Source organism: Pseudomonas canadensis (assembly GCF_000503215.1).
GTDB lineage: Bacteria > Pseudomonadota > Gammaproteobacteria > Pseudomonadales > Pseudomonadaceae > Aquipseudomonas > Aquipseudomonas canadensis.
Window position 1 is genome coordinate 587,871 of sequence record NZ_AYTD01000001.1, and the last position, 26,192, is coordinate 614,062.

Annotated in this window: 25 protein-coding genes; 9 read left to right on the forward strand and 16 right to left on the reverse strand. The window is 61.4% G+C overall.

The annotated features are described in order from the left end of the window. Positions 1-9: 9 nt before the first annotated feature. The 4 genes from U367_RS0102530 to cpaB are packed head-to-tail and all read right to left on the reverse strand — an operon-like array spanning position 10 to position 4,649. Complete coding sequence (locus U367_RS0102530) at positions 10-1,281, reverse strand: CpaF family protein (protein WP_028615597.1); 1,272 nt, start codon at positions 1,279-1,281, stop codon at positions 10-12. Then, the gene (locus U367_RS0102535) at positions 1,278-2,471 is read right to left on the reverse strand and encodes a pilus assembly protein (protein WP_028615598.1); all 1,194 of its coding nucleotides are present in this window, start codon (positions 2,469-2,471) and stop codon (positions 1,278-1,280) included. Before U367_RS0102535 ends, U367_RS0102530 begins: the two co-directional genes overlap by 4 nt. Continuing rightward, entirely contained in the window at positions 2,468-3,685 is a 1,218-nt protein-coding gene (locus U367_RS0102540; RefSeq protein WP_028615599.1) for a type II and III secretion system protein family protein, read from the reverse strand. Before U367_RS0102540 ends, U367_RS0102535 begins: the two co-directional genes overlap by 4 nt. Before the next feature lie 19 nt (positions 3,686-3,704). Further along, a complete protein-coding gene (gene cpaB / locus U367_RS0102545; protein WP_028615600.1) occupies positions 3,705-4,649 on the reverse strand; it encodes a Flp pilus assembly protein CpaB in 945 nt (314 codons plus the stop codon). A 332-nt stretch (positions 4,650-4,981) separates the two neighbouring features. Here cpaB and U367_RS0102550 point away from each other — a divergent pair, with 332 nt between their 5' ends. Next, positions 4,982-5,179, forward strand: coding sequence for a Flp family type IVb pilin (locus U367_RS0102550; protein WP_016977026.1), 198 nt, complete (start codon positions 4,982-4,984; stop codon positions 5,177-5,179). Between the two features lie 47 nt (positions 5,180-5,226). Further along, positions 5,227-5,625 (forward strand): response regulator, encoded by a 399-nt coding sequence (locus U367_RS0102555; RefSeq protein WP_016977027.1) that lies wholly within the window; start codon positions 5,227-5,229, stop codon positions 5,623-5,625. Between the two features lie 28 nt (positions 5,626-5,653). On the opposite strand, the gene U367_RS0102560 is transcribed toward U367_RS0102555, so the two are convergent. The 4 genes from U367_RS0102560 to U367_RS0102575 all read right to left on the reverse strand — a co-directional run bounded on the left by U367_RS0102560 (position 5,654) and on the right by U367_RS0102575 (position 11,688). Continuing rightward, entirely contained in the window at positions 5,654-7,336 is a 1,683-nt protein-coding gene (locus U367_RS0102560; protein WP_028615601.1) for a ShlB/FhaC/HecB family hemolysin secretion/activation protein, read from the reverse strand. A gap of 173 nt (positions 7,337-7,509) precedes the next feature. Then, positions 7,510-9,192 (reverse strand): collagen-like triple helix repeat-containing protein, encoded by a 1,683-nt coding sequence (locus tag U367_RS0102565; protein ID WP_028615602.1) that lies wholly within the window; start codon positions 9,190-9,192, stop codon positions 7,510-7,512. A gap of 301 nt (positions 9,193-9,493) precedes the next feature. After that, a complete protein-coding gene (locus U367_RS0102570; protein WP_028615603.1) occupies positions 9,494-10,342 on the reverse strand; it encodes a MaoC family dehydratase in 849 nt (282 codons plus the stop codon). Positions 10,343-10,344: 2 nt separating this feature from the next. Beyond that, complete coding sequence (locus U367_RS0102575; RefSeq protein ID WP_028615604.1) at positions 10,345-11,688, reverse strand: 3-oxoacyl-ACP reductase; 1,344 nt, start codon at positions 11,686-11,688, stop codon at positions 10,345-10,347. 114 nt (positions 11,689-11,802) lie between these two features. On the opposite strand from U367_RS0102575, the gene U367_RS0102580 reads away from it, so the two are divergent. Together U367_RS0102580 and U367_RS0102585 are read left to right on the forward strand one after the other, a co-directional pair. Next, complete coding sequence (locus tag U367_RS0102580) at positions 11,803-13,080, forward strand: acetyl-CoA C-acetyltransferase (RefSeq protein ID WP_028615605.1); 1,278 nt, start codon at positions 11,803-11,805, stop codon at positions 13,078-13,080. A 124-nt stretch (positions 13,081-13,204) separates the two neighbouring features. Continuing rightward, positions 13,205-14,104 carry a PA4780 family RIO1-like protein kinase gene (locus U367_RS0102585; RefSeq protein ID WP_028615606.1) on the forward strand — a complete coding sequence of 300 codons (900 nt, stop codon included), beginning with the start codon at positions 13,205-13,207 and terminating at the stop codon, positions 14,102-14,104. Between the two features lie 146 nt (positions 14,105-14,250). Here U367_RS0102585 and cueR read toward each other — a convergent pair whose 3' ends face one another. The 3 genes from cueR to U367_RS0102600 all read right to left on the reverse strand — a co-directional run bounded on the left by cueR (position 14,251) and on the right by U367_RS0102600 (position 17,297). Beyond that, on the reverse strand, positions 14,251-14,652 hold the full coding sequence (gene cueR / locus U367_RS0102590; protein WP_028615607.1) for a Cu(I)-responsive transcriptional regulator: 402 nt from the start codon (positions 14,650-14,652) through the stop codon (positions 14,251-14,253). Then, the gene (locus U367_RS0102595) at positions 14,649-16,850 is read right to left on the reverse strand and encodes a heavy metal translocating P-type ATPase (protein WP_028615608.1); all 2,202 of its coding nucleotides are present in this window, start codon (positions 16,848-16,850) and stop codon (positions 14,649-14,651) included. The genes cueR and U367_RS0102595 overlap by 4 nt, the downstream gene beginning before the upstream one ends. Positions 16,851-16,916: 66 nt before the next feature. Continuing rightward, positions 16,917-17,297, reverse strand: coding sequence for a hypothetical protein (locus U367_RS0102600; RefSeq protein WP_028615609.1), 381 nt, complete (start codon positions 17,295-17,297; stop codon positions 16,917-16,919). Positions 17,298-17,444: 147 nt separating this feature from the next. Here U367_RS0102600 and U367_RS0102605 point away from each other — a divergent pair, with 147 nt between their 5' ends. Together U367_RS0102605 and U367_RS0102610 are read left to right on the forward strand one after the other, a co-directional pair. Then, on the forward strand, positions 17,445-17,642 hold the full coding sequence (locus U367_RS0102605) for a heavy-metal-associated domain-containing protein (protein ID WP_016977037.1): 198 nt from the start codon (positions 17,445-17,447) through the stop codon (positions 17,640-17,642). Positions 17,643-17,727: 85 nt separating this feature from the next. Next, positions 17,728-18,921 (forward strand): multidrug effflux MFS transporter, encoded by a 1,194-nt coding sequence (locus tag U367_RS0102610; protein ID WP_028615610.1) that lies wholly within the window; start codon positions 17,728-17,730, stop codon positions 18,919-18,921. An 8-nt stretch (positions 18,922-18,929) separates the two neighbouring features. On the opposite strand, the gene U367_RS0102615 is transcribed toward U367_RS0102610, so the two are convergent. The 3 genes from U367_RS0102615 to U367_RS0102625 form a co-directional block, all read right to left on the reverse strand. Beyond that, positions 18,930-19,112 (reverse strand): hypothetical protein, encoded by a 183-nt coding sequence (locus tag U367_RS0102615; protein WP_016977039.1) that lies wholly within the window; start codon positions 19,110-19,112, stop codon positions 18,930-18,932. Positions 19,113-19,258: 146 nt separating this feature from the next. Next, complete coding sequence (locus U367_RS0102620; protein ID WP_028615611.1) at positions 19,259-20,272, reverse strand: zinc-binding alcohol dehydrogenase family protein; 1,014 nt, start codon at positions 20,270-20,272, stop codon at positions 19,259-19,261. Between the two features lie 22 nt (positions 20,273-20,294). Continuing rightward, positions 20,295-20,588, reverse strand: a complete 294-nt coding sequence (locus U367_RS0102625; RefSeq protein WP_028615612.1) for a putative quinol monooxygenase — start codon at positions 20,586-20,588, stop codon at positions 20,295-20,297. 117 nt (positions 20,589-20,705) lie between these two features. Here U367_RS0102625 and U367_RS0102630 point away from each other — a divergent pair, with 117 nt between their 5' ends. Together U367_RS0102630 and U367_RS0102635 are read left to right on the forward strand one after the other, a co-directional pair. Next, positions 20,706-21,632: a LysR family transcriptional regulator gene (locus tag U367_RS0102630; protein WP_028615613.1), complete on the forward strand. Its 927-nt coding sequence runs from the start codon at positions 20,706-20,708 to the stop codon at positions 21,630-21,632. 137 nt (positions 21,633-21,769) lie between these two features. Continuing rightward, complete coding sequence (locus U367_RS0102635) at positions 21,770-22,459, forward strand: ArsR/SmtB family transcription factor (RefSeq protein ID WP_028615614.1); 690 nt, start codon at positions 21,770-21,772, stop codon at positions 22,457-22,459. 24 nt (positions 22,460-22,483) lie between these two features. Here the strand turns inward: U367_RS0102635 and U367_RS0102640 are convergent, their stop codons facing one another. Further along, positions 22,484-23,437 (reverse strand): adenosine deaminase, encoded by a 954-nt coding sequence (locus U367_RS0102640; RefSeq protein ID WP_028615615.1) that lies wholly within the window; start codon positions 23,435-23,437, stop codon positions 22,484-22,486. 194 nt (positions 23,438-23,631) lie between these two features. Between U367_RS0102640 and U367_RS0102645 the strand changes: the two genes are divergently transcribed. After that, the gene (locus U367_RS0102645; protein ID WP_016977045.1) at positions 23,632-24,723 is read left to right on the forward strand and encodes a calcium:proton antiporter; all 1,092 of its coding nucleotides are present in this window, start codon (positions 23,632-23,634) and stop codon (positions 24,721-24,723) included. Here the strand turns inward: U367_RS0102645 and U367_RS0102650 are convergent, their stop codons facing one another. Then, on the reverse strand, positions 24,724-26,079 hold the full coding sequence (locus U367_RS0102650) for an 8-oxoguanine deaminase (protein WP_028615616.1): 1,356 nt from the start codon (positions 26,077-26,079) through the stop codon (positions 24,724-24,726). Positions 26,080-26,192 lie beyond the last annotated feature (113 nt).

Sequence of the window (26,192 nt, forward strand, 5' to 3'; positions counted from 1 at the left end):
TGGCGCTCCCTAGGATTGCAAGGCCGATTCGCGGCGCAGTTTGTCGCCGGCCGGGTTGATGGCTTCGCGCAGGAAACCGAAGCCGGTGCGCCGGTCCAGGCGGAACAGGGTGTTGGTGACATACACGTCTTCGCGCACGCCGACCACTTCCACCACTTCACTCACACAGCGGCGTCCATCGGGCATGCGTGTCAGTTGGATAATCACGTCCAGCGCGGCGCAGATCATCTGGCGCAGGGTTTTTTCCGCGACCACACGGCCGGTCAGACCCACCAGGGTTTCCAGGCGCAGCAACGCATCCTGGGCATTGTTGGCATGCACGGTGCTCATGGAACCGTCGTGGCCGGTGTTCATGGCGGTCATCACGTCGAGCACTTCCACGCCACGGATTTCGCCGAGGATGATGCGGTCCGGGCGCATCCGCAGGGCGTTGCGGATCAGGTCGCTGGAGCGTACTTCGCCATGGCCTTCGGCGTTGGGCGGGCGGGTTTCCAGGCGAACCACATGGGGGTGGCCTAGTTGCAGTTCAGCGACGTCTTCGATGGTCACCAGGCGCTCATGGGGGTTGATCAACTGGCTGAGGATGTTCAGCAGCGTGGTCTTGCCGGTGCCGGTGCCGCCGCTGATCAAGATGTTGCAGCGCTTGCCCACGGCCTCCTGGAAGAACTCGAAGATGCTTTGATCAATGGTTTGCATGGCAACCAAGTCGCTGCTCTTGAGCATGTCCTTGCGGAATTTCCGAATCGACAGGCACGGCCCGTCCAGGGCAATCGGCGGGATGATTGCGTTGACCCGGCTGCCGTCGGGCAAGCGCGCATCCACCATCGGCGAGGATTCATCCAGGCGCCGGCCCAATGGCGCGAGGATGCGTTGCATCACGCGCTCCACATGGTGGTCGTCGATGAAACGCAGGTCACTCTGGTGCAGCAAACCATCGCGTTCGATAAATACACGGTGCGGCCCGTTGACCAGGATTTCTGTCACCGCAGGGTCACGCAGCAGCACTTCCAGCGGGCCGAAACCGGTGAGTTCGTCGACGATCTCTTCGGCCAGGCGCTCTATCTCATAACGCGAGATCGCCAGGCGCATGCGCGTGATGTATTCGGAAACCTTGTCGATGACAAATTGCGCCAGGGACTGGCGTGTGCCTTCGAGCAGGTTTTTACCCGACTCCTCGATGGCGTCGATGATGTAGCGGTGCAGCACCAGCTTCAGGCCATCGTGATCGCTGTTGCCGCCAGCGGCGCGGGCTGGGCCGCCAAACAGTTTTTCGCCGTTCATCGTCCTGACCCCAGGAAGCGTTCAAACCAGCGCATCGACGGCTTCGCCAGGCCCTCGGAGCGTTTTGCCAGGCGCTCGCCCAAGGTGCGCACGGCTTGGGTCAAAGGTTCACGGGGGGCCAGGGCAAACAGGGTCTGGCCTTGGTTTTTCACATTCAGGCGCAGCTCGGCGCTCAGCGGGAGTACGGCGATGCACTCAAGGCCGAAGCTTTTTTCCAGGGCCTCGGTGTCGGGTGCGCAGGCCTTGATGTAGCGGTCCACCACCAGCTTGGCGTGATCCAGCTTCATGCCTTTTTCGCGCCAGCGGTTGAGTATTGCCAGGTTGCGGCGACAGTCCAGTACGCTCTGGTCGGTGCACCACAGCAGTTTGTCGCAGTGGCTGACAAAGGTGCGCAGGGCCTCGCTGTCGGGTTGCCCGGTAATGTTCACGACGATGTGCTGGAAGTGCTGGCGCAGTGCACTGAGCAACATGAACAGCTCGGCGGCACTGGTGAGTTTGAGCGGTTCGTCACCGGTGGCGTAGGCCAGGATGCGCAGCCCGTCCAGGGCGGGGGTAAAGGCGCTGTTGATCAGGGTGGTATCGAGGCGGCGCAAGTGTCGCAACGCGTCACCGAAATTGAAGGTGCTTTGCAGACCCAGCAAGGCCAGGCTGTCGCTGCGCGGCAGGCCCAGGTCGAGCAACAAGGTTTGCTGGCCGCTTTTCTGCACGACCAGCGCCAGGTGGGTGGCCAGCATCGCCCCATCGGCATTGCTCTGGGTGCCAAAGAGCACGGTCAGGCCACCCAGTTGTGCATTGTTGGTGACGGTGGGCAGGCGCTTGCTCAAGCGTCGCACCAGGCCCGCCACTTCACTGGAGCGCGAGCCGTAGGCCACGAAGTCGCGGGCGCCGGCCCGCATGGCGTTCAGCACAAGCTGGTTGTCCATGCCATCGCCCAGGGCGACGACGGCGAGCATCGGCTTGGCTTCCAGGGCGCCTTCGATCAATGCGCTCTGGGCCACGACGTTTTCGCGGTCCAGGCCGACGAACACCAGGTTGGCGAAGGTCACATCCACCAGCGCCAGCAGTTCGTCCAGGCTGCCGGTGCCGGCGCTGACGACTTGGCCAAGCGGCGCCAGGGCGCCCTGCAGCCACTCCAGGTCAGTGGTGTTGCGGGTGATGGCGAGAAAGGTCTGGCTCAGGCTATCGCTCATTGGGAAAGTCCACTGCGACGGTCAAAGTTGCCGTTTTCCAGGAAGAACAGCCGGTACCAGTTTGGGTCGTAGCTGCGTAGTTTCTCGCCGGGCAAGGAGGGCAGTTGGGCGTTGGCCGCCAACGGTTGCACCAGATGCGGCGTGACGATCATGAGCAACTCTTTTTCTTCGCGGCTGATATTGGAGTCGCGGAAAAACGCCCCGAGGATCGGGATGTCGCCCAGCCCCGGAAACTTGCTGATGGTGGATCGGTTGTTGCTGCTGATCAGACCGCTGATCACAAAGCTTTCGCCATCGGCCAAGGACACGCTGGTGTCGGTACGGCGGACGGTCAACGCCGGCACCTGAATGCCTTCGATCTGCACCGCGTTGCTGTAGTCCAGTTCGCTGACTTCTGGTGCCACCTTGAGCGAAATGCGATTGCGGTCAATCACCGTGGGGGTCAGGGTCAGGCGGATGCCGAACTCCTTGTATTCGATGGAAATCGTGTCGCTGCCCGCGCTGGGCACCGGGATTGGCACCTCGCCGCCCGCCAGGAAGGAGGCGCTCTGGCCGCTCATGGCCACCAAGCTGGGACGCGCCAGGGTGTAGGCAAAGCCGCTGCGTTCCAACGCGTTGATCATGGCCGAAACCCGCCCACCGCCAAAACCGACGTTGAAGCTTTGTGTGTTGACCGGCAATTTGAACACGCCTTCCGAAGGGGACAGCAGGTTGGGACTGCCGAGGAAAAAGTTTGCACCCGTGCCCAGCAGCCGGGTGCTGGCTTCCTTGAGCTTGGTACGGCTGACCTCGACAAAGCGGATATCGGTCTGCACCTGGCTGGGCAACAACGGGTCTTCCGACGGCGGCAGCGACACGCTGGTCAGCGCCGACGTGGCCTTGCCCTTGACGAACACCATGCTTTGGCGCGGCGCGCTGGCACAGGCGGTCCATACCATCAGGCTGGTAGCGCCGGACGAGACACCGGTCAGCAGAAAGTTCCGGTCACCGTTGACCCGCACATCGGCGATTTTCGGGTCGCCGATGGCCAGGCGCGTAATGGCCACCGGTGATTGCAGCTCTTGTTGCAGGCCTTCTCCCACCTCGACCACGGCGGGTAACTGACCCAGGGCACCGCAGTTGCCCGGCGCTGCCAAAGCCATGCCGACCGGCAGGCTCGACAGCATCAGGGCCCAGGCCATGTGCGTGAACAGGGGTGCGTAGCGATGGCTCATTCAAGGCATCCTTGCTCGATCACGGAGTTTGTGGTGCCGCTTGGGCACCGCGAATCACTTCAATGCCACGGCGTACGCCAGGCCCAGCGGTGCTGGCTTGGACGACGCGTTTGGGCGGGCCGGTCAAGGCCAGTTGGGTGAATTGGTAGAGGTTGCGGTTGGCGCTTTCCAGTCTCTCTGATGCGTCGCTTTCGCCAGCCCAATAGCGACTGAGCAGTTGTTCATCGGCGCTACGTACCGCCAGGCGCAACACGCCGGCTTGCGCCGCGAGCATCAGTCGGCTTAGCAGTGGCTCCGGCACGGCCAGCACCACGGTGCGTGCGCCGTATCGACGTTGGGCGGCTTGGGCGCGTTCTTCAGGCGTGACCGGGGGTGGCACAGCGGGTTTGCCATCGTTGGCCAGGCCCAACTGGTCACCGACGCTGAGCAGGCGCATGGCCGGAAGGACGATCTGCGCCGACTGCTCGACGTTACCGACATCCTGGCGCAGGAACAGCAGCACATCCACGTAATCGCCTGGCGTCAGTTGGCCCCCAGCGCCGCTCACCTCATCCACGGCCACGGCCAGGGCGCGCTCATTCGGGCGAATCATGCGGGCGAGCGGGCCGCCGGCGCTGAAGCTTTCTTCGGTGAGCCAAGTGCCTGCGCCCAAGGTCCGCAGGGGGATGCGACCGATGGCTTGATCGAGCTGGGTGAGGCTGCCGGCGGGCGCGGTGCGCAGTTTTTCCAGGATCAGGTCGGCGTCGGTCAGTGGCACAAAAGCGGGCACGTCATGCGCCAGCACCACCACCGGTTGGCGGGTCTGGTCTTCCACCGCAGCGACAGTGTTATCAACGGAAACGACAGGTACGGCGGGGGCTGCGACAGGCTCCGGAGCGCGGCTTAAAACAAGCCCCCAGTACCCGGCGATCAAGGCCCCGATCAGCAACAAGCCGGCCAGGACCATGCTGATGCGACTGTTCATGACGGCTCTCCCTTTCCCGTTGCACTGCACACCCGATTAATTCGAATGGGTTAATCCGCAACCTGGCTGTGATGAACATCTAACGATTTGGCTATTTGAAGGTAGCTCAGCTAGGACGAAATGCCATTACCCTGGAGAAAAATTATGTGAGCTTATAAACGCTGCCTTTATACGGCGCGTTTATAGGGGCTGACGTTACGACTAATACTTTATGATTAATTCGTTATTACAGTTGTGAGGCTGGGGTTTGTTGACAATGCTCTAATGGCACGCCGCGATTATCTGGTACTAGAGCCGTTCCGGCTTCCAGTGGCGTTTTAGGGAGAAGTCTTATGTTCCTTGACCTGGTGTTGAAGCTGTATGTCCAAACCCAACTATTCTTCAGTCGCAAAGAAGGAGCCTCAGGCATCGAATACGCCATTGTCGTAGCGTTGGTAGCGCTCGTTATAGTGGGTGCCGGGACGGGGCTTGGAACTAAGGTAAAAACCATTTTCACCAATATGACCACTAATATGCCGACCGGAACATGATTTAGTTGTGGTGGCCGTTATGATGATCCCCTCTTGAAGGTGATGCCATGAGCGCGTCTTCACGCCAGCAAATTCTATTGGTGGACGATGAAGAGGACGCCTTGATCGAACTCGCCGAATCCCTCGAAAACGAGGGATTTGTCTGTTTTACCGCCACCTCCGTCACCTTCGCCCTGCAAGAATTGACACTTCACCCCGACATCGCCTTGGTCATCACCGATCTGCGCATGCCCGAGGAAAGCGGTATCTCCTTGATCAAGCGCCTGCGCGAACACACCTCACGCTCACACCTGCCGGTGATTGTGATGTCGGGCCACGCCGAAATGGACGATGTGAGCGACATGCTGCGCCTGCAAGTGCTGGACCTGTTTCGCAAGCCGATCTATCTGGTTCGGTTGATTGATACGTTGAACAATCTGTTTCCCCTCCCGAAAACCAGGCTTTAGGCGCCCCACTAGCGCCTAAAGGGTAGGATCAGAGCTGATAACTGAAGCTCAACGTATACCGTGGCCGCCGGTTGAAACTGTCCAGCGCGATATCCGACATCGGCTTGGCCGCTTCCAGGGCGATGTTGTAGTACTTGTTGTCCCCGAAGCGCAGCCCGAGTGCAGCCGATGACAGGTCGCTGCTTCTGACAGGCAGATCGTTGAACCAGGTCTTGGCGCGGTCGAACACAATATAGGGCTGCAGAATCCTCACCCAGTCGCCAGCGCGGTTGTAGCTGTAGTTGACCTCATACGCCAGCCCCCAGCCCTTGTCACCGGAACCCTGGTCGTCAGGGTAGCCACGACCGAAGTTCTGCCCACCGAACGTGGCGCGTTCGCTGTCCGGCAGGGTGTCATTGCTCCAGTAAAAGGCTCCGGACAGGACGCCTTGCCAATTATCGAAGAACTTGTCGCTTTGTACGCCGGACAGGCGCAGACGGAAGAAGTCCAGGTCGGGCTTGAGCCCTTCGAAATCACTGTGGGTTCTGGCGCCCATGCCGTTGATGCCCTGGTACAGACCGGCGCTGACGATACGCAGTTGGCGGGTGTCGGACTTGCGCCAGTCACCCTCGAAGGCCAGGGCGCGCAGGTTGGTTTCAACGTCGAAACGCTGGGGGTAGCCCAAGAGTTTGTAGCTTGTGGTTTGGTCCACTGCGTAGAGGCGCGTGCCGAGGGTCAGCGATTCATTCGGTGAGGCTATCAGCGGGTGGCTGAGGCCGATGGAATAGCGATCGATGGACTGGTGCGGCTTGAGCTCGAAGCCGCCGTCCAGTTGCACGTTGGTTTTGGGGTCGGCGCGGTAGCGTTCGGCGGCGAGCGCCAGCTGGGTGCCTTCGGCATTGATGAACTGGCTGTAGCCCACACGGTAGTAGTGCTCTTTATCTTCGCCAGGCGGGAACAGCCCGCTGACGTTGAGTTGCTCGCCCATTGAGGTCTGGGAGTTGCTGGTGCCGGTAAGCAGGGCCTGCAGGCCTCCGCGGCTGTCATCGGTCATGCTCATGCTACTGGTGAAGGGCTTGCGGCTGGCAGTGATCTGCATGTGTGTGCCACCGTCGGTGGTGCCCGGCGCGGGTACTTGCGCTTGCAGTGTGACGCCGGGGATACGGCCCATGAGCGTGGTATAGCGCTCGAAGGTCTTGCGGGTCAGAGGGCGTTCGGTCAGGAGTTTATTGGCCAGTTTGTCGACGTAAGCCGAGACCGAGCCGATATCGCCAGTTTGCTGGTAGTCCTTGATATAGCCTTCCACCAGAATCACGCGCACCAGGCCATTTTCGAAGCTCTGTTGGGGCAGGAATGCGTAGGACAGCAGGTAGCCGTCCTGCTGGTAGCGACGGGTAACGCCACGGGTGGCTTCGATCAGTTGCGCCAGGTTGGTCTCATGACCAAACAACGGTTCGTAGGCCTTGGCGGTTTCGTCGAGCGGGTAGATGGTGCCACCCTCGATCTGCAGCTTGCGAATCGTGACCTTGGTGTCCATCAACAGCGGCTGGCCCTGAGTAGGCGGTGTTTCGGGCACCTGGGTCTGTGGCGTGGCCGGTCGATAGGCGTCGGCGGGAAGGTTGGGCACTGGCAGGTTGCGGATGGTGTCGTTGCTGTTGAGGAAGCTGGGAAGGGTCTCGGCTTGGGCGTAGGCACTGAGAGTAAGCAATAACAACGGCGTCAACACGCGCATAGGACACTCCATGGTCAACTGCAGCAGCGTTTCGGGCCCGCCGGGTTCTGGGACTCGGTTCGGGTGGGGCATGTTCCAGGCCCCATAAAAAAGACGAGAGACTTATTGGGGTCTCTCGTCTCAACCAAGCGTAGGCGCTGTAGGGGAGGCCGTCTAATCGGCCAGGTGCAATTCTATTTTTTGCCGGTCAGGCCGTTCAATAAACCGCCCAGGCCGCCGCCGGTATTTGCATTCGCGCTGCCACCCGCCGAGGCGTTGGCGCCTACGTTCAGTCCGCCAAGCAGACCGCCGCTGGTGCCGGTACCGCCTGTGACCAACCCACCGACCGAGCCTACGGTACTGCCCACCGCACTGACGGTGCCGCCGAGGGCATTGGTGATCGGGTTGGCGTTGGCCGCCGTCAGGTTGGCACCGATACCGCTGACGGCGCCACCGACTTGAGTCACCAGGCCATTGACCGGAGCGCCGATGCCCGTGGTGTTTCCGATGTTTTGCGTCAGGCTGGCGACACCGGAGGTCACTGGGTTAACGGCCGCGCCGACGTTTGTCGCCAAGCCGGCAACGGGCGACGTCGCTGCAGTATTGGCGACGCCATTGCCGCCAATGATTGTGCCGAGAGAAGCGACAGTGCCACCCAATGCTCCACCGGTCACGCCTGCCGCGCTCACGGTGCCATTGGTGTTGCCGGCATTCAGGCCATTACCGACGTTGGCGACCAGGCCACCCACCAACTCAGGCAGGCCGGGTTTCGAAGCGCCGCCCGCTGGGGCGACATAGCCGCCGGACTTGTCGAGCACGCCACCGACGCCGGTCAATGCACCGCCCACGATATTGGTCACCGGGTTGCCGGTACCCCCTGCGCTGGCAACCTGACCACCCAGGCCGGTCACAGTGGAGCCGACTTTATCCAGCAGACCATTGACCGGGTTGCCAAGACCGGTGGCCTTGCCGAGGTTGCCCGTGGTGTTTTCCACCAGCGAGACCACAGGCACCAACACTTTACCGCCGACCGTGTTAGTGAGAGAACCCAACGGCCCGGTGGTGCTGGCAGTGCTCAAGGTATCGCCGAGCATGGTGACGGTCTGGCCCACCTTATCGACCACGCCGCCGGCAGCACCGCCTACGCCGCCGGTCAAACCACCCACCACCGGAATGCCGCCCAGTGTGGTCGACAGGGATTTGCCGGTCGTCGAAAGACCGTCGCCCAGGTCGGCAACGCCGTTACCGACCCCCGCGACGGTAATGCCGAGGGAGTTGCTGTTGGTACCCAGAGAGCCCAGTCCGGCATTGACGCCAGTGCCAATGCTGGTGACGGCGTTGCCGGTAGCAGTGACGAGACCGCCAGCCGTAGTGCCAACGATGGGAACGTTGTTCAAGGTGTCGCCAAGGTCGCCGACCGCAGCGCCCACGTTACCGACAGTACCGCCCAGAGTGCCGGCAATCTGGCCAGTCACCAGGGGAGTGGTTGTCGAACCCGTGCCACCACCCGTACCACCACCTGTTCCGCCGCCGGTGCCACCGCCTGTGCCGCCACCAGTACCACCGCCGGTGCCGCCACCCGTACCGCCGCCGGTGCCGCCACCCGTACCGCCGCCGGTGCCACCACCTGTGCCGCCACCGGTGCCACCACCTGTGCCGCCACCCGTACCGCCACCCGTACCGCCACCCGTACCGCCGCCGGTGCCGCCATCTGTGCCACCGCCAGTGCCGCCACCTGTTCCTGCACCCGCATCGGGTGAGGACGATGCCACGCTGGATTTGTGCCCACCACCACCGCTGCTGCAGCCGCCGAGTGCCAGTGCTACGGCCAGGGCCAGCGCGGTACTTGCTTTCCAAAACACGACTTGAGTTTTCATGATTGAGTTCCTTGCACCTGTACAACCTTGGTTGTCTTCAAACACTCGCTACTTCTCGGGGTAGCAATGTGTTTGTCCGTATGGCTATCACAGCCCCGGCGGTGCGTTCGCTCAATGCTCTACTTGGTATTAACGATTTATATACGGCACGGGTGTACCGGTTAAGTAACTAATACCAAGGGTATAAGGCAAGGATGTATCAAGATGTATATGCGTTTTGAATCAATGGCTTGAATAAAAAAGCGGACGTGAAAAAGTCCGCTATTACTTAGGGTGTATATATACAATTAACCGGTTTCTTTCAGGCGATCGGCCACCACTTGCCTACCATATGTTCAATATCGCCCGCGCCTTTTAACCACAACTCACCGCTGGAGCCGGCGGCGCTGGTCAACAACGTCACTTCACCGGGCAGGCGCACGGGTTTTTTGAACTCGACGCTGATCTCGATATTGGCGGCGGGCAGGTGTTCGCCGAGGGCGGCAAGGGTGTGCGCCTTGTTCCACAGCCCGTGGGCGATGGCCTGGTGAAAACCGAACAGCTTGGCAGTGAGGGCGCTGAGGTGGATCGGGTTGTAGTCGCCGGAGACCCGCGCATAACGGCGGCCGATATCGGCGGGGGCTTTCCAGCGGGTCAGTTCGCTGACCTGAGTGGGGGAAGGCTGGGCGTCATCCTCGGGTTCACTTTCGAGCTTTACGCCCCGGCAAAGCATGCGGCTTTCGGCTTCCCACAGCAGGCCGAGGGAGTCCTCGACGGTGGTGATCAGATCAAAGGTCGCGCCCTTGGGATGGGGCTTGAGGTTCTGCGTGTGGACAGCGATGGACAACTCACTCACACCCCCGAGCGGGCGATGGATACGGATGCGGTTACTCAGGTGAATCAACCCCAGCAACGGGAAGGGAAAACTGTCGTCGGTGAGCAACTGCATCTGCAACCCGAACGCCAGGATATGCGGATAAGTCGCCGGCAGGATCGGGCTGTCGGCAAAACCGCAGACCTTGCGGTACGCCGCTACTTGCTCGAAGTTGATGCTCACCCGACAGCGCAACCCCTGCTCGGACAATATGTTGCCGGTGATCTTGCGCTTGAGCGCGGCGCGCCAATACAACGGCAGCAGGAATGGTGTAGTGCCTAGCGTCTTCCATTGCATGTTCATGCTCCCAAGAGGCTTTGCCCACACACTCGCAGCGCTTGGCCGCTAACCGCCCCGGAGCCCGGTTGGGCGAGCCAGGCTACTGCTTCGGCGACGTCCTGCGGCAGGCCGCCCTGGCCCAGCGAACTCATGCGTCGTCCGGCCTCACGCAAGGCAAACGGAATATGCGCAGTCATCTGGGTTTCGATAAAGCCGGGCGCCACGGCGTTGATACTGATGCCGCGCTCCTGAAGCAGCGGTGCCCAGGCCTGCGCAAGGCCGATCAATCCCGCTTTGCTTGCGGCGTAGTTGGTCTGCCCACGGTTGCCGGCGATGCCGCTGATCGACGCCAGCAACACCACGCGGGCGTTGTCATGCAGGGTGCCGCTGTCGAGCAGCGCCTTGGTCAGTACCTGCGGCGCATTGAGGTTGACCGCCAGCACCGCGTCCCAGTACTCCGGGGTCATGTTGGCCAGGGTCTTGTCGCGGGTGATCCCGGCGTTGTGTACCAGAATGTCGAGGCCATCAGGCAGGTGTTCGACCAGTTGGCTGGCGGCATCTGCAGCGCAGATATCCAGTGCGACAGTGCGTGCCCCCAGGCGCGCGGCCAGGGCTTCAAGGTCGGCCTTGGCCTGGGGCACGTCCAGCAAAATCACTTCGGCGCCGTCGCGGGCCAGGGTTTCGGCGATGGAGGCACCGATGCCTCGGGCTGCGCCAGTGACCAGCGCTTTGCGCCCGGCCAGGGGCCGCGTCCAGTCCTCGACGGGTGTGGCGCAAGCCTCCAGGCGAATGACTTGCCCCGAGATATACGCGCTTTTGGGCGAGAGGAAGAAGCGCAGCGCGCCTTCCAGTTGGTCTTCGGCACCGTCGCCCACATAAAGCAATTGCAGCACGCCGCCATTGCGCAGTTCCTTGGCCAGCGAGCGGCTGAAGCCTTCCAGGGCGCGCTGGGCACTGGCGGCGAAGGGGTCGCTGAGGCTTTCCGGCGCGCGGCCGAGGATCACCAGGTGGGCGCTGTTATCCAGGTTTTTCAGCAGCGGCTGGAAGAATTCGCGCAGTTGCTTGAGTTGATCGGTGTGCTGCAAGTCGCTGGCGTCGAACACCACGGCCTTGAGCTTGGGACCGTGACCGGGGATCCACGTCGACGTCTGCGCGCCGTAGGTATAAATCGCGTCGGTGAGCTTGTGGGCAAACGCCTGCACGTTGCCCGCCAGCGCGCCGCCGCCCAGCAGCAAAGCACCTTCCACCGGACGCAGGCGCCCGGCTTGCCAGCGTTCCAGGCGTACCGGTGACGGCAGGCCAATGGCGGCGACCAGGCGATGGCCGAGGCTTGAGTTGGCGAAGTCGATATAACGGTCAGACATGGAACGCTCTCCGAAGGCTGGGGTTCAAAGGGTTGACCACCCCGGGGCGGCAGTCGTTCGATTGAGCCTAGGCTAGGCTGAATGATTCCACCCACAACCTTCAGGGAGCTTTCCATGACTCAATTGCGCCGTGTGGCGATCATCGGCGGTAACCGCATTCCCTTCGCTCGCTCTAATGGCTCTTACGCCACGGCGAGTAACCAGGCCATGCTGACCGCCGCCCTGGAAGGCCTGATCGAACGCTACAACTTGCACGGCCTGCGCATGGGTGAGGTGGCCGCTGGCGCAGTACTCAAGCATTCGCGCGACTTCAACCTCACCCGCGAGTGCGTGCTGGGCTCGCGCCTGTCGCCGCAAACGCCGGCCTATGACATCCAGCAGGCGTGCGGCACCGGTCTGGAAGCGGCGTTGCTGGTGGCCAACAAGATCGCCCTGGGTCAGATTGAATGCGGGATTGCTGGCGGGGTGGACACCACCTCCGACGCTCCGATCGGGGTGAATGAAGGCCTGCGCAAGATCCTGCTGCAGGCCAACCGCAGCAAATCCGTGGCGGATAAATTAAAAGTCCTGTTACAACTTCGTCCCCATCACCTCAAGCCGGAACTGCCGCGCAATGGCGAACCACGTACGGGTTTGTCCATGGGGCAACACTGCGAATTGATGGCGCAGACCTGGCAAATTCCCCGCGCCGAGCAGGACCAGCTGGCGCTGGAAAGCCACCAGAAAATGGCCGCCGCCTATGCCGAAGGCTGGCATAACGATTTGCTCACCCCGTTTCTGGGCCTGACCCGCGACAACAACCTGCGGCCCGACCTGACTCTGGAAAAACTCGCGACCCTCAAGCCCGCTTTCGAGCGCAGCGAAAAGGGCACGCTCACCGCCGGCAACTCCACGCCGCTCACCGATGGCGCCTCGCTGGTGCTCTTGGGCAGTGAAGCCTGGGCTAAAGAGCGCGGTTTGCCGATCCTCGCGTACTTGCGCGATGGCGAAGCGGCGGCAGTGGATTTCGTCAACGGCGCCGAAGGCCTGCTGATGGCGCCGGTGTATGCGGTGCCGCGCTTGCTGGCGAGGAATGGTCTGACGCTGCAGGACTTCGATTACTACGAGATTCACGAAGCCTTCGCTGCCCAAGTGTTGTGCACGCTCAAGGCCTGGGAAGACGCGGACTACTGCAAGACACGCCTGGGACTCGACGCACCCTTGGGTGCTATCGACCGTAGCCGGCTCAATGTGAAAGGCAGCTCCCTAGCCGCCGGGCACCCGTTTGCCGCCACGGGTGGGCGTATCGTCGCCAATCTGGCCAAGTTGCTGGATGCGGAGGGCAAAGGCCGCGGGCTGATATCCATCTGTGCGGCGGGCGGGCAAGGGGTTACAGCGATCATAGAGCGCTGAAACTGGCCTATTGGTTGCATTCTTAAGTGATCAACGGTCGGTAGCCCCTCCCACCGACGCGCTGATTGCCGTATAACGAGTGCCATACGCGTATTTGGTAATAAAGGACCCACAATAAAAGCTGATGAAGACTCCTAAACGCATTGAACCCCTGATCGAAGACGGTCTGGTCGACGAAGTGCTGCGCCCACTCATGAGTGGTAAAGAAGCAGCTGTTTATGTGGTGCGCTGCGGCAACGAATTGCGTTGCGCCAAGGTTTACAAGGAGGCGAACAAACGAAGTTTTCGTCAGGCATCCGAATACCAGGAGGGCCGTAAGGTCCGTAACAGCCGGCAGGCCCGGGCCATGGCCAAGGGCTCCAAGTTCGGCAAGAAAGAAACCGAAGATGCCTGGCAGAACGCCGAAGTGGCGGCGTTGTTCCGCCTGGCCGGTGCGGGCGTTCGCGTGCCCCAGCCGTTCGACTTCCTCGAAGGCGTGCTGCTGATGGAACTGGTGGCCGACGAGTATGGTGATGCAGCACCGCGTCTGAACGACGTCACGCTGGAACCGGACCAGGCGCGCGAATACCACGCCTTCCTGATTTCCCAGATCGTGCTGATGCTGTGTACCGGCCTGGTGCACGGTGACCTGTCCGAGTTCAACGTGCTGCTCACGCCTACCGGTCCGGTGATCATCGACCTGCCCCAGGCGGTGGATGCGGCGGGCAACAACCACGCCTTCAGCATGCTGGAGCGGGACGTAGGCAACATGGCCTCCTACTTTGGGCGCTTTGCTCCGGAGTTGAAGAAGACCAAGTACGCCAAGGAGATGTGGGCGCTTTACGAAGCCGGCACCCTGCACCCGGCCAGTGTATTGACCGGCGAGTTCGACGAGCCGGAAGAGCTGGCGGATGTCGGCGGTGTGATCCGCGAGATCGAAGCGGCGCGGTTGGATGAAGAGCGTCGCCAGGCGATCCGCGCGGCGGATGATGCGCCATCGAGCAAGGTGCCGGACGAGCCACCGCCACCGCCGTGGATGCAGTGATCTCCAGATACATGGAGATCTAAAAATGTGGGAGCGGGCTCGCTCGCGAATGCGGTGGATCAGTCAGCAAATGTATCGACTCTCACCCCGCATTCGCGAGCAAGCCCGCTCCCACATTTGGTTTGTATGTATTCAGATAGACTCTCTCAGGCGCAACAGCTACCGGACGCCAATTCCTTGAGGATTGGGCAATCCGGCCGATGATCGCCTTGGCAGTGCTCTACCAGGTCCTGCAAGGTATCGCGCAGTTGTCCCAGCTCAAGAATCTTCTGGTTCAGCTCATCGATATGCTGGCGTGCCAACGCCTTTACATCGGCGCTGGCCCGTTGCCGGTCCTGCCACAGGGTCAGCAGCTTGCCGACCTCTTCCAATGAAAACCCCAGATCCCTCGAGCGTTTGATAAACGCCAGGGTGTGCAAGTCATCCTGGCCGTACACGCGATAGCCACTGTCGGTGCGATGCGCGGCTTTGAGCAGGCCGATGGATTCGTAGTAGCGAATCATCTTGGCACTCAACCCGCTCTGGCGTGCGGCTTGGCCGATGTTCATGGGCGCTGATCCTCCAGGTTCTTGGGCTTCCACGTCTTCAACAGTAACGCATTACTCACCACGCTGACGCTGGACAAGGCCATCGCCGCGCCGGCCAGTACCGGGTTGAGCAGGCCAAAGGCGGCCAGCGGAATGCCGATCAAGTTATACACAAAGGCCCAAAACAGGTTCTGGCGGATCTTGGCGTAGGTCTTTCGGCTGATCTCCAGTGCCGCAGGTACCAGGCGCGGGTCGCCGCGCATCAGGGTGATACCGGCGGCGTGCATGGCCACGTCGGTGCCGCCACCCATGGCGATGCCGATATCGGCGGCGGCCAGGGCCGGGGCGTCGTTGATGCCGTCGCCGACCATTGCGACAACCCCGGTTTTTTTCAGCTCGGCGACGGTGGCGGCTTTGTCGGCAGGCAGTACTTGCGCGTACACATCGTCGATGCCCAATGCCTCGGCCACCACGCGGGCACTGCCGCGATTATCACCCGTGAGCAAGTGGCTGCTGATGTGCTGGGCCTTGAGTTGCTCCACTGCTTCCAGCGCACCGGGTTTGAGCGTGTCGCCAAAGGCGAACAGTCCAAGCACTCGGGGTTGTGCGCCTTGTTCGATCAGCCAGGACAAGGTGCGGCCTTCTGCCTCCCAAGCCTTGGCGGAGTCGGCCAGATGGCCCGCGTTCAAGCCGCTTTCTTCCAGCAGGCGATGATTGCCCAGAGCCAGTTGCAGGCCGTCCAGCGTGCCGGCGATGCCACGCCCGGTCAGGGATTGGCTGGCGGTCACGTCCGTCACTGTCAGACCTTGTTCCTTGCAGGCGTCCAGCACGGCCTTTGCCAGCGGGTGCTCACTGCCACGTTGCAACGCTCCGGCTTGTTGCAGCAGCAAGGTTTCGTTGCCATCCACGGCTGCCAAGTGCGCAATCTTCGGCGCGCCGGAGGTGAGGGTGCCGGTCTTGTCGAAGACCACCGCGCTCACTTCATGAGCGCGTTCCAGGGCTTCGGCATCCTTGATCAGAATACCGTGGCGCGCGGCAACACCCGTGCCGGCCATGATCGCAGTTGGCGTGGCCAGGCCCAGCGCGCAAGGGCAGGCGATCACCAAGACCGCGACGGCATTGATGATTGCCGTTTCCAAGGGCGCGCCATACAGCCACCAACCCACCACAGTCACCAACGCCAGCACCAGCACGGCCGGGACGAAGACCTGGCTGACTTTATCCACCAGTTTCTGGATCGGAGCCTTGGCGGCCTGGGCGTCTTCCACCAGGCGGATGATCCGCGCCAGTACGCTTTCGGCACCGAGGGCCAGGGTGCGCACCAGCAGCCGGCCTTCGCCGTTGATGGCGCCGCCGGTAACCTTATCGCCGGGTTGTTTTGGCACGGGCAGGCTTTCGCCACTGATCAGGGCTTCGTCCGCATGGCTCTGCCCCTCGACCACCTCACCGTCCACCGGGAAGCGTTCGCCGGGTTTTACCACCACCAGATCATTGAGTTTCAGGGCATTGATGGCGACATCTTCTTCACGGCCCTCAATCACCCGAATCGCCCGCTCCGGACGCAAGGCTTCCAGGGCGCGGATAGCGCTGGCGGTCTGGCGCTTGGCGCGGCTCTCCAAATATTTACCGAGCAGCACCAGGGCGATCACCACCGCCGAGGCTTCGAAGTACAGGTGCGGTGCCATGCCGGGATGCGCGGTGAGCCATTCATAAATACTCAAGCCATAACCGGCGCTAGTGCCGATCGCCACCAGCAGGTCCATATTGCCAGCACCGGCACGCACGGCTTTCCAGGCGGCGACATAAAAGCGTGCGCCAAAGATGAACTGCACGGGGGTGGCCAGGGCGAATTGTGCCCATGCCGGCAGCATCCAGTGCAGGCCGAAGGGTTCCACCAGCATCGGCAGCACCAATGGCAATGCCAGCAGGATCGCCAGCATCAGCGACCAACGTTCGCGGTGCAGGCGCTGGGCTTGGTCCGCGTCGGTGGCGGTTTCGCTCTGGGGCAACGTGGCGGTATAGCCGGCTTTGTCGACGGCTGCGATCAACACGCCGGGGTCCATCTGGCCGAGCACTTCGACATGGGCGCGTTCATTGGCCAGGTTGACGCTGACGCTTTGCACCCCCGGCACCTTGCCCAGCGCCCGCTCGACCCGGCCGGCACAGCTGGCGCAGGTCATGCCGCTGATCGGCAGGTCAAAGGTGGTGGATCCATTCATGGGGCAGTCCTCCAAGAGAAGTTGCCCCTAGGATCAACCTTGACCTGTGGGGAAGGTCAAGCGTCTTTAATATTCCAATTCGGCAGCTTTCAGGTACATCCCATCCGGGCCCTGGGCAATGCGCAATTTGCGCACGTCACCGGCCTTGAGCGTGATGTTCTGCGCTGGCGGCGCCAACATCCCCGGCAGGCAGCCAGGGGATTGGCCTGGCAGCAGCTTCAGGCGCAACGAAAGATTGCCCGCCGGCAAGTTGAACGATGTGGCCTGTTCCTGGAACAGCCTACCCGCGAGTTGGTCATTCAGGTACAGGCCGATTTCGCAGTTGGTCGGCACTTCCAGGCGTTCCCGGGAAATGATCAGCACCGCATAGTCTTCTGCGGCGAAGGCTTGGGGCGCAGCGGCCGACAAGCTCATCAGGCCAGCAAGGGCAAAAAACGACCAGCGCATGGCGAATGCTCCGTGGTGTGAATCAAAGATGGGTGAAGCTTGGCCTTTGAAGCGGCCAAATACTAGCCCGGCAGAAATTTCCGGAACTTGACCTTGCCATCGTGGCAAGGTCGAGACTGGGTCCAACCTCATCAAAGGAGTCATGTCATGCAAGTATTCAGCGTTGAAGGAATGACCTGCGGCCATTGCGTTCGAGCGGTGACCCAGGCAGTGCAGAGCCAGGATCCGGCGGCCAGTGTGAAGGTCGACTTGGCCGCGAAGGAAGTGGGCGTCGAAAGCCGCTTGTCTGCCGAACAGGTGATCGAGGCGATCACCGAAGAGGGCTACAGCGCCAAGCTTGCCTGATACAGGTAAATAGTTAGCGAGCTATCGTGTTCAATGCACCCAAGCGCGGCTAGACTATCGGGCTGCCGTCTCACTTGGGTGCCCGATGAACCTCCGCATAATCCTGATTCTGGGTGCCTTGAGCGCCTTCGCGCCCTTGGCGATCGATTTTTACCTGCCGGGCTTCCCGGCCATGGCCAAGGCCTTCGCGACCGACGAAAAACACATCCAACTGACCCTGGCGGTGTATTTCGGTGGCCTGGCCATCGGCCAATTGATCTATGGCCCACTGGCTGACCGCTTTGGCCGACGCGGCCCGCTGCTCAGTGGGGTCACGCTGTTTACCCTGGCTTCATTTGCCTGCGCCTTTGCGCCTTCCCTGGAATGGCTGATCGGCGCGCGTTTTGTGCAGGCCCTTGGTGGCTGCGCTGGCATGGTGATCTCCCGCGCAGTGGTCAGTGACAAATGCGACGCGGTCGGCTCAGCCAAAGTGTTTTCCCAGTTGATGCTGGTCACAGGCCTCGCGCCGATCCTTGCACCGCTGGCCGGTGGACTGATGGTGGGAATATGGGGCTGGCAGTCGATTTTCCTCGCCCTGTCGATCTTCAGCGTGATGGCGGCCATCGCCGTGGCCGTCGGGCTGCCGGAAACCTTCCCGGCCCATCAGCCGCGCCAGCCGTTGTCCGGGTCGCTGCGTCGCTATGCTGCGCTGCTGTCGGACCGGGTCTACCTCGGCTATGCCCTCACCGGTGGTATCTCGATTGCCGGGATGTTTGCCTACATCGCCGGTTCACCTTTCGTCTTCATCCAGCTCTACGGCGTGCCTGCCGAGCATTACGGCTGGCTGTTCGGCTCCAACGCTGCGGGCTTTATCCTGGTGGCGCAGGTCAACGCGCGGTTGCTGTCCAAGCGTGGCCCGGCGTTCCTGTTGTCGCGCAGTGTGTGGGTCTACCTGCTGGCCGCGTTGAGCTTGCTGGGTATCGCGGCGCTGCGCACCGATGCGTTGTGGCCGTTACTGGTGCCGCTGTTTATTTGCATCGCCAGCCTGGGCTGCATTTTGCCGAATACTTCGGCCTGTGCCATGAGCGGGCAGGGTGCACGGGCCGGTAGCGCTTCGGCGTTGCTCGGTTGCATTCAGTTTGGCGTGGCGGCGGGGGCGGCGTCGTTGGTCGGAGTTTTGCACGACGGCACGGCGATGCCGATGGCGATGGTCATCAGCTTGTGCGGTGTGTTGGCGGTGACGATCGCAATGTCGACCCAGCGCCTGCAACGCAAACGGGCCTTGCAGGCGCAGGTCTGAACAGCGGATCAGCCAGCGGCGGAGCGTTGCTGGCTGCTTGGAAAACGGTGGGGCGCCTGGATACGGGCTTGCAGGGTGTCGGCAAAGGCACGGGCCTCTGCCTCGGTGCGGAAGGTGAAGGCGTCCTGGTCGAGACGGACTTGCCATTTATTGCCTGCGGATTTTGCTAACGCTTTTATCAGGATTTTCATTGCTGACTTCCTCACGTAAAAGAATCGTGGCAAAGGCGGCCAATATAAACCCGAATACCCTCAGAGATATGACAAAGGTCAACTGTCTGACTAGCGGTGTCGTCCATTACTTACATGAATAATGGACGACCCTGACAGCTATTTTTTCAGAAGCCTTCCAGCACGATCTTGCCCTTGGCCTTGCCGCTTTCCAGCAGTGCATGGGCACGGCGCAGGTTCGCCGCATTGATCACACCGAAGTGCTCACCCACCGTGGTTTTCAAGGTGCCGGCGTCGATCAGTTCGGCTACGCGATTGAGCAGGTTGTGCTGTTCGATCATGTCCGGGGTCTCGAACATCGAACGCGTGTACATGAACTCCCAATGCAGCGACAGGCTCTTGCGCTTGAGTTTGCTGACGTCCAGCGCCTTGGGATCGTCAATCAGCGCCAGCTTGCCTTGGGGTTGTAAGGCCTCCACCAACTGGTCCAAGTGATGATCGGTCTGGGTCAGGCTGGCGACGTGGGTCACTTGCGGATGGCCAGCGGCTTTCAGCGCTTCGCTCAGCGGTTGGCTGTGGTCGATCACCAGGTCAGCGCCAAGGGCCTTGGTCCACTCCTGGGTTTGCGGACGCGAAGCAGTGCCGATCACTTTCAAGGCGGTGAGCTGGCTGGCCAGTTGGGTCAGGATCGACCCCACGCCACCGGCAGCGCCGACGATCAGCAGGCTCTGGCCTAGGTCTTGTGTCCCTTCCTGCACTTGCAGGCGTTCGAACAGCAATTCCCAGGCGGTGATGGCGGTCAGCGGCAACGCGGCGGCTTCGGCAAAACCCAGGCTTTTCGGCATATGCCCGACGATGCGCTCATCCACGGTGTGCAACTCGCTGTTGCCGCCTGGACGCACCAGGGAGCCGGCGTAGAACACCTTGTCGCCGGCCTTGAACAGCGTCACGTCGCTGCCGACGGCCTTGACCACACCGGCCACATCCCAGCCCAGTACCTTGGCGGCGCCATTTTCCGGGGCGACGTTCTGGCGAACCTTGGTGTCCACCGGGTTGACCGAGATGGCTTTGACGTCCACCAGCAAGTCACGCGGGCCGGCGACAGGCGCAGGCAGTTCGATGTCTTGCAGGGCGTTTGGATCGTTGATCGGCAGTGAGGCGTAGTAAGCAATGGCTTTCATGATGGCTCCAGAAAAGGCGGGATCAGGCGAGAAATTTCAGGCGCTTGAGCTCGAAGTGTTCGAGCACATCAGCGGCCTTGGCGCGAAAGCTCTGGATATGTGCGCTCTGGTCGTGGTCGGCCAGCGCCGCGTCGTCGCTCCAGCGTTCGAGCATGTAGAAGGTTTCGGGGTGTTGCAGATCCTGGTGCAGGTCGTACTGCTCGCAACCGGCCTCCAGGCGAGTGGGTTCCAACAGGCCGCGCAGCAAGGTTTCCAGGGTGGCCTGTTGGCCGGGTTTGGCGATCAGCGTGGCGATGACGTTAAAGGCGGTGGTCATATTCAACTCCAGACACGTGATTAACGGATGCAGAGATGATTGGCTATTTCCTGCGCAGATAAAACCCGCTAAAACAGCAGTCTGTTTCAACAAAACTTTGATAATGAGTGCAAGTGCATGCTGCGTTTTGATGATTTGCAGTTGTTTGTGCGTGCGGCAGACCTTGGCAGCTTGTCCGCTGCGGCACGGGTGATGGACCTGTCGCCTGCGGTGGCGAGTGCGGCACTCAAGCGGATCGAACAGCAACTGGGTACACGCTTGCTGGCGCGTTCCACTCGCAGCCTGCGCCTGACGGCCGAAGGCGAGGGCTTCCTGGAATATGCCCGTGCGGCCTTAAGCTCGCTGGATGAAGGGCGACGCTTATTGGCCAGCGGGCAGGACCATGTCAGCGGTGTGCTGCAATTGTCGGCTCCGTCGGATTTCGGGCGCAATCAGCTATTGCCGTGGTTGGATGAGTTCCAGCGTGACTACCCGCAACTCACCGTGCGGCTGTTGCTGGGTGATCGGATTGCCGATCTGTTCCGCCAGCCGGTGGATATCGCCTTGCGCTATGGTGAGCCTGAGGACTCCAGCCTGATCGCGCTGCCCATCGCCCCAGACAATGTGCGTGTGCTGTGTGCCTCTCCCAGCTATCTCGCACGTTATGGCGAGCCTCGGCACCTGGAGCAACTGGCCCAGCATAATTGCCTGTTGTACATGCTTGGCAGCCGGGTCCACGATCATTGGACCTTTTACGATGGCAAGCGCGAAATCAGCCTGACCGTCACCGGCGACCGCTTCAGTGACGATGCCGATGTGGTCCGCCGCTGGGCGGTGGCGGGTGTGGGCATTGCCTACAAGTCCTGGCTGGATGTGAGTACCGACGTGCTGGCCGGGCGCTTGCGGCTTATCCTGCCGGAGCTGCGGGGTGAGCGCACGCCGCTCAATCTGTTGTGTGCCCATCGTGCGCAACTGAGCAAGCCCATCAATCTGCTGCGGGAAATGCTCGTGTCCCGCTGTACGACATTGACCGCCCAATTGCCAGTGCGATCCAGTGCGACGTAACGGACTCCATCAAAGTAGGAAAATTCACTCAGCTCCTGTCCCTCTCTACGCTGTCAGACGCGATGGAACCGGCGGTTTGCGCCCCTATACTTTGGTGCCTACCTCAGCAGAAAAATAAATCGACAGGGAGTGAAAAGATGGAAGCTGCACCTTGCATCAGTCAGATCGCCAGCTTGCTCGCCGAACCCAAACGTGCCGCCATGCTGTGGGCCTTGATGGATGGCTCGGCCAAGTCGCCCGTCGAGTTGGCAGCACTTGCCGGGTTGTCACCGACCTCTGCCAACGCGCATCTGGCGCGACTGACGGCAAGTGGCGTGCTGCGAGTCGAAGCCCAGCGTGGCAAGCGCTTGTTCCGTGTCGCGGCGCCTGATGTCAGCGCCGCTATTGATGCCTTGGCCAGGACCACCATGGCGTGCGCCGCACGCCGTGGGCCGCAGGCTTTAACGCCGGCCTTGGTTGCCCCGGCGTTGTTACGCCATGCGCGGTTGTGCCATGGCCACCTCGGCGGGGAATTGGGGGCGCAGCTGTATCAGCATCTTTTGGACGCGTGTTGGATAGAGTGCCATGAGCAGCGCGCCGATATCACCGTCAAGGGCGCGCAGCGCCTGGCAAACCTGGGGATTTTTACCCAAGCCCTGGCGTCGCCGCTGGTGTGTAATTGTTTCGATTGGAGCCAGCCCCAACCTCACCTGGGCGGTGCGTTGGGAGCGGGGTTGTTGCAACTGTTTCTACAGTCGAATTGGATCAGCGTGATCAATGACTCCCAGGCTTTACGGGTCAACGCCGCAGGACACAGGGAAATCACCCGATTGGCCATGTCTGTATGACATGGCCAATCCTTTTCTACTCAGTTATGGCTTTACGAGGCGCGCATCCAGGCTGTTCTGCGCCAGGCGTTTGGCCTGGTCCTGGGTCATGCCTAGCGAGGTGTACAGCGCGTGGAAGTTCTCGGTGACATAACCGCCGAAGTACGCCGGGTCATCCGAGTTCACCGTCACCTTTACGCCACGCTCAAGCATGTCGAGGATGTTGTGCTGGGCCATGTCATCGAACACGCACAGCTTGGTGTTGGACAACGGGCACACGGTCAGCGGGATCTGCTCGTCGATGATGCGCTGCATCAGGCGCTCGTCTTCGATAGCGCGCACGCCATGGTCGATGCGCTGGATTTTCAGCAGGTCGATGGCTTCCCAGATGTACTCGGGCGGGCCTTCTTCGCCGGCGTGGGCCACGGTGAGGAAACCTTCGTGGCGGGCACGGTCGAACACGCGCTGGAACTTGCTCGGTGGGTGACCCATTTCCGAGCTGTCCAGGCCCACGGCCACGAACGCATCGCGGAATGGCAGAGCGTGGTCCAGGGTTTTCTCGGCTTCAGCTTCGCTCAGGTGGCGCAGGAAGCTGAGGATCAAGCCGCTGGTGATGCCCAGTTGCTGCTCGCCATCTTTCAATGCGGCAGCGATGCCGTTGAGCACTACTTCGAACGGGATGCCACGGTCGGTGTGGGTCTGCGGATCGAAGAAGGGTTCGGTGTGAATCACGTTCTGCGCTTTGCAACGCAGCAGGTAGGCCCAGGTCAGGTCGTAGAAGTCCTGGGAGGTGCGCAGCACATCGGCGCCCTTGTAATACAGGTCGAGAAACTCTTGCAGGTTGTTGAAGGCATAAGCCTTGCGCAGGGTTTCGACGTCGTTCCACGGCAGCGCAATCTTGTTGCGCTCGGCAAGGGCAAACAGCAACTCAGGCTCCAGCGAGCCTTCCAGGTGCAGGTGCAGTTCAGCCTTGGGCAGGGCGTTGAGCCAATCGTACATTTTCTAAATTCTCATCAGGTGCAATGGCGGCATTCTACAGGCCATGGCCGAAATAATCGGCAAAACCTGACCAGCAGGATCGTTTTCGTTGCATTCGCGCAAGGGCCGCGTGAACTAAGGTGTAACGAAACGTTAGCGGCGTGACGCAGTCTGTACCCCATCAATGACTGATTTGCCGCACTAAAAGGCCCGGAATGCTCACATCTCTCAAGCAAGAAAAATTCATGCTGCTGGCGCTGATTGCTGCCATCGCCGCCTACCCGTTGGAGCACTGGATGCTGCACAGCGGGCAGATCACGGCGTTGTTGGCCGGCGTGGTGCTGATCGGTTTTATCGTGGTGGCGTCGATGCGCGTGGCCCATCATGCCGAGCAACTGGCGGAAAAGGTCGGTGACCCCTACGGCACCATGATCCTCACCCTCGCCGCCGTGCTAGTGGAAGTGGTGATCCTGGCGATCATGATGAGCAACGAGCCGTCGCCCACCCTGGTACGGGACACCATTTATTCGGCGGTGATGCTCGATATCAACGGCATCCTCGGCCTGGCAGCGCTGATGGGCGGCATCAAGCATGGCGAACAGTCCTACAACGATGATTCGGCCCGCACCTACAGCGTGATGATCCTCACCGCCATGGGTGTGTCGATGGTGGTGCCGGAATTCATCCCCGAAGCCGACTGGAAAATCTATTCGGCCTTCACCATTGGCGCGATGGTGGTGTTGTACACCCTGTTCCTGCGCATGCAGGTTGGGCCGCACAGTTACTTCTTCAGCTACAGCTACCCGGAAAAACGCCGCAAGAAGTTGCCGGAAGACGAGCAGGCGCCGCCGGTCAACCTGGCGTTCTCCATTGGTACCCTGGTGTTTGGGGTGATTGTGATCGGTGCGCTGGCCGAGGTGATGTCCAAGACCCTGGACCTTGGCCTGGAAGGCACGGGGGCGCCGCCGGTGATTACGGCGATTGTGGTCGCGGCCATTTCGGCAGCGCCGGAGATTCTGACGGCATTGCGCGCCGCGTTGGCCAACCGCATGCAGTCGGTGGTCAACATTGCGTTGGGTGCTTCGCTGTCGACGGTGATCCTGACGGTGCCGGTGATGGAGGCAATGGCGCTCTACACCGGCCAGCCGTTCCAGATGGCGATGACGCCGGTACAAACGGTGATGGTGTTTATCACGCTGATCGTCAGTGCGATCAACCTCAACGATGGCGAAACCAACGCCATCGAAGGGATGACCCATTTCGTGCTGTTTGCGACCTTTATCATGCTGTCGCTGTTGGGGTTGTAATCAGCCAGCGATCAATTGCCGCGCGGCCTGGGTGTGATCGGCGATCAGGCCTTTCAGGTCCAGGCCTTCGACCTGGCCGTCGATCACGCGCCATTTGCCTGCAATCATCACCCGGTCCGCACGGTCGGCGCCGCACAACAGCAGCGCCGAAATCGGATCATGGCTGCCGGAGAAGCGCAGCTCGTCTAGCTTGAACAGCGCCAGGTCGGCCTGTTTTCCGACGGCCAATTCACCGATATCCGTACGGCCCAGCAACTGCGCCGATCCTTTGGTTGCCCAGCCCAGCACGCCTTCCGGGGTGATCTTTTCCGCGCCGTAACGCAGGCGCTGGATGTACAAAGCCTGGCGCGCTTCAAGGATCATATTCGACGCGTCGTTGGACGCGGAACCGTCCACACCCAGGCCGATAGGCGCGCCGGCCGCGAGAAGGTCCAGGGTCGGGCAGATGCCGGACGCCAGGCGCATGTTCGAGCTTGGGCAATGGCAGATGCCGGTGCCTGCAGCGCCCAGGCGCGCAATTTCATCCGGGTTGAAGTGAATGCCATGAGCCAGCCAGGTACGTGGGCCGAGCCAGCCGACGCTGTCGAGGTAGTCCACGGTGCGCAGGCCGAAGCGCTGCAGGCAGAAATCTTCTTCGTCGAGGGTTTCGGCCAGGTGGGTGTGCAGGCGTACATCCAGGCGGTTGGCCAGTTCGGCGCTGGCTTCCATGATTTCCGGGGTGACGGAAAACGGTGAGCAGGGCGCCAGGGCGATCTGGATTTGCGCGCCGTCACCACGCTGGTGGTATTCGCGGATCAGACGCTGACTGTCTTCAAGGATGACTTGGCCCTGCTGCACCGTCTGTTGCGGTGGCAGGCCGCCGTCGGCTTCACCCAAACTCATGGAACCACGGGTGAGCATGGCGCGCATGCCCAGCTCGCGGACGCTTTCCACTTGTACGTCGATGGCGTTTTCCAGGCCGTCGGGGAACAAGTAGTGGTGGTCCGCCGCTGTGGTGCAGCCCGAGAGCAGCAATTCGGCCAATGCGACTTTGCTGGCGAGAGCGAGCTTTTCCGGGGTGAGTCGTGCCCAGACCGGGTACAGGGTTTTCAACCAGGGAAACAATGGCTGATTGACCACCGGCGCCCAGGCGCGAGTCAGGGTTTGATAAAAGTGGTGGTGAGTGTTGATCAGCCCCGGCAAGACCACATGCTCACGCGCCTCGAACACTTGGGCGCAGGGCAGCGCGGGTTCTTGGCCTTGGGCCAGCACTTCGCTGATCACACCGTCTTGCAGCACCAGGCCGCCACGAGCGTCGAGGCCGTTGGCCGTGAAAATCGCGAGGGGGTTTTTTAACCAGATACGGGTCGCAGGCATTGGCCGGCTCCTCTGAATGATGGGTTCAGGTTTGCCAGCTCAGTGTTGCCCTGTCTGCTGATCCAGGGTCGCCGGTAAAGGCGAGGGGGCAGTCTACGCGCGGATCGTTACCG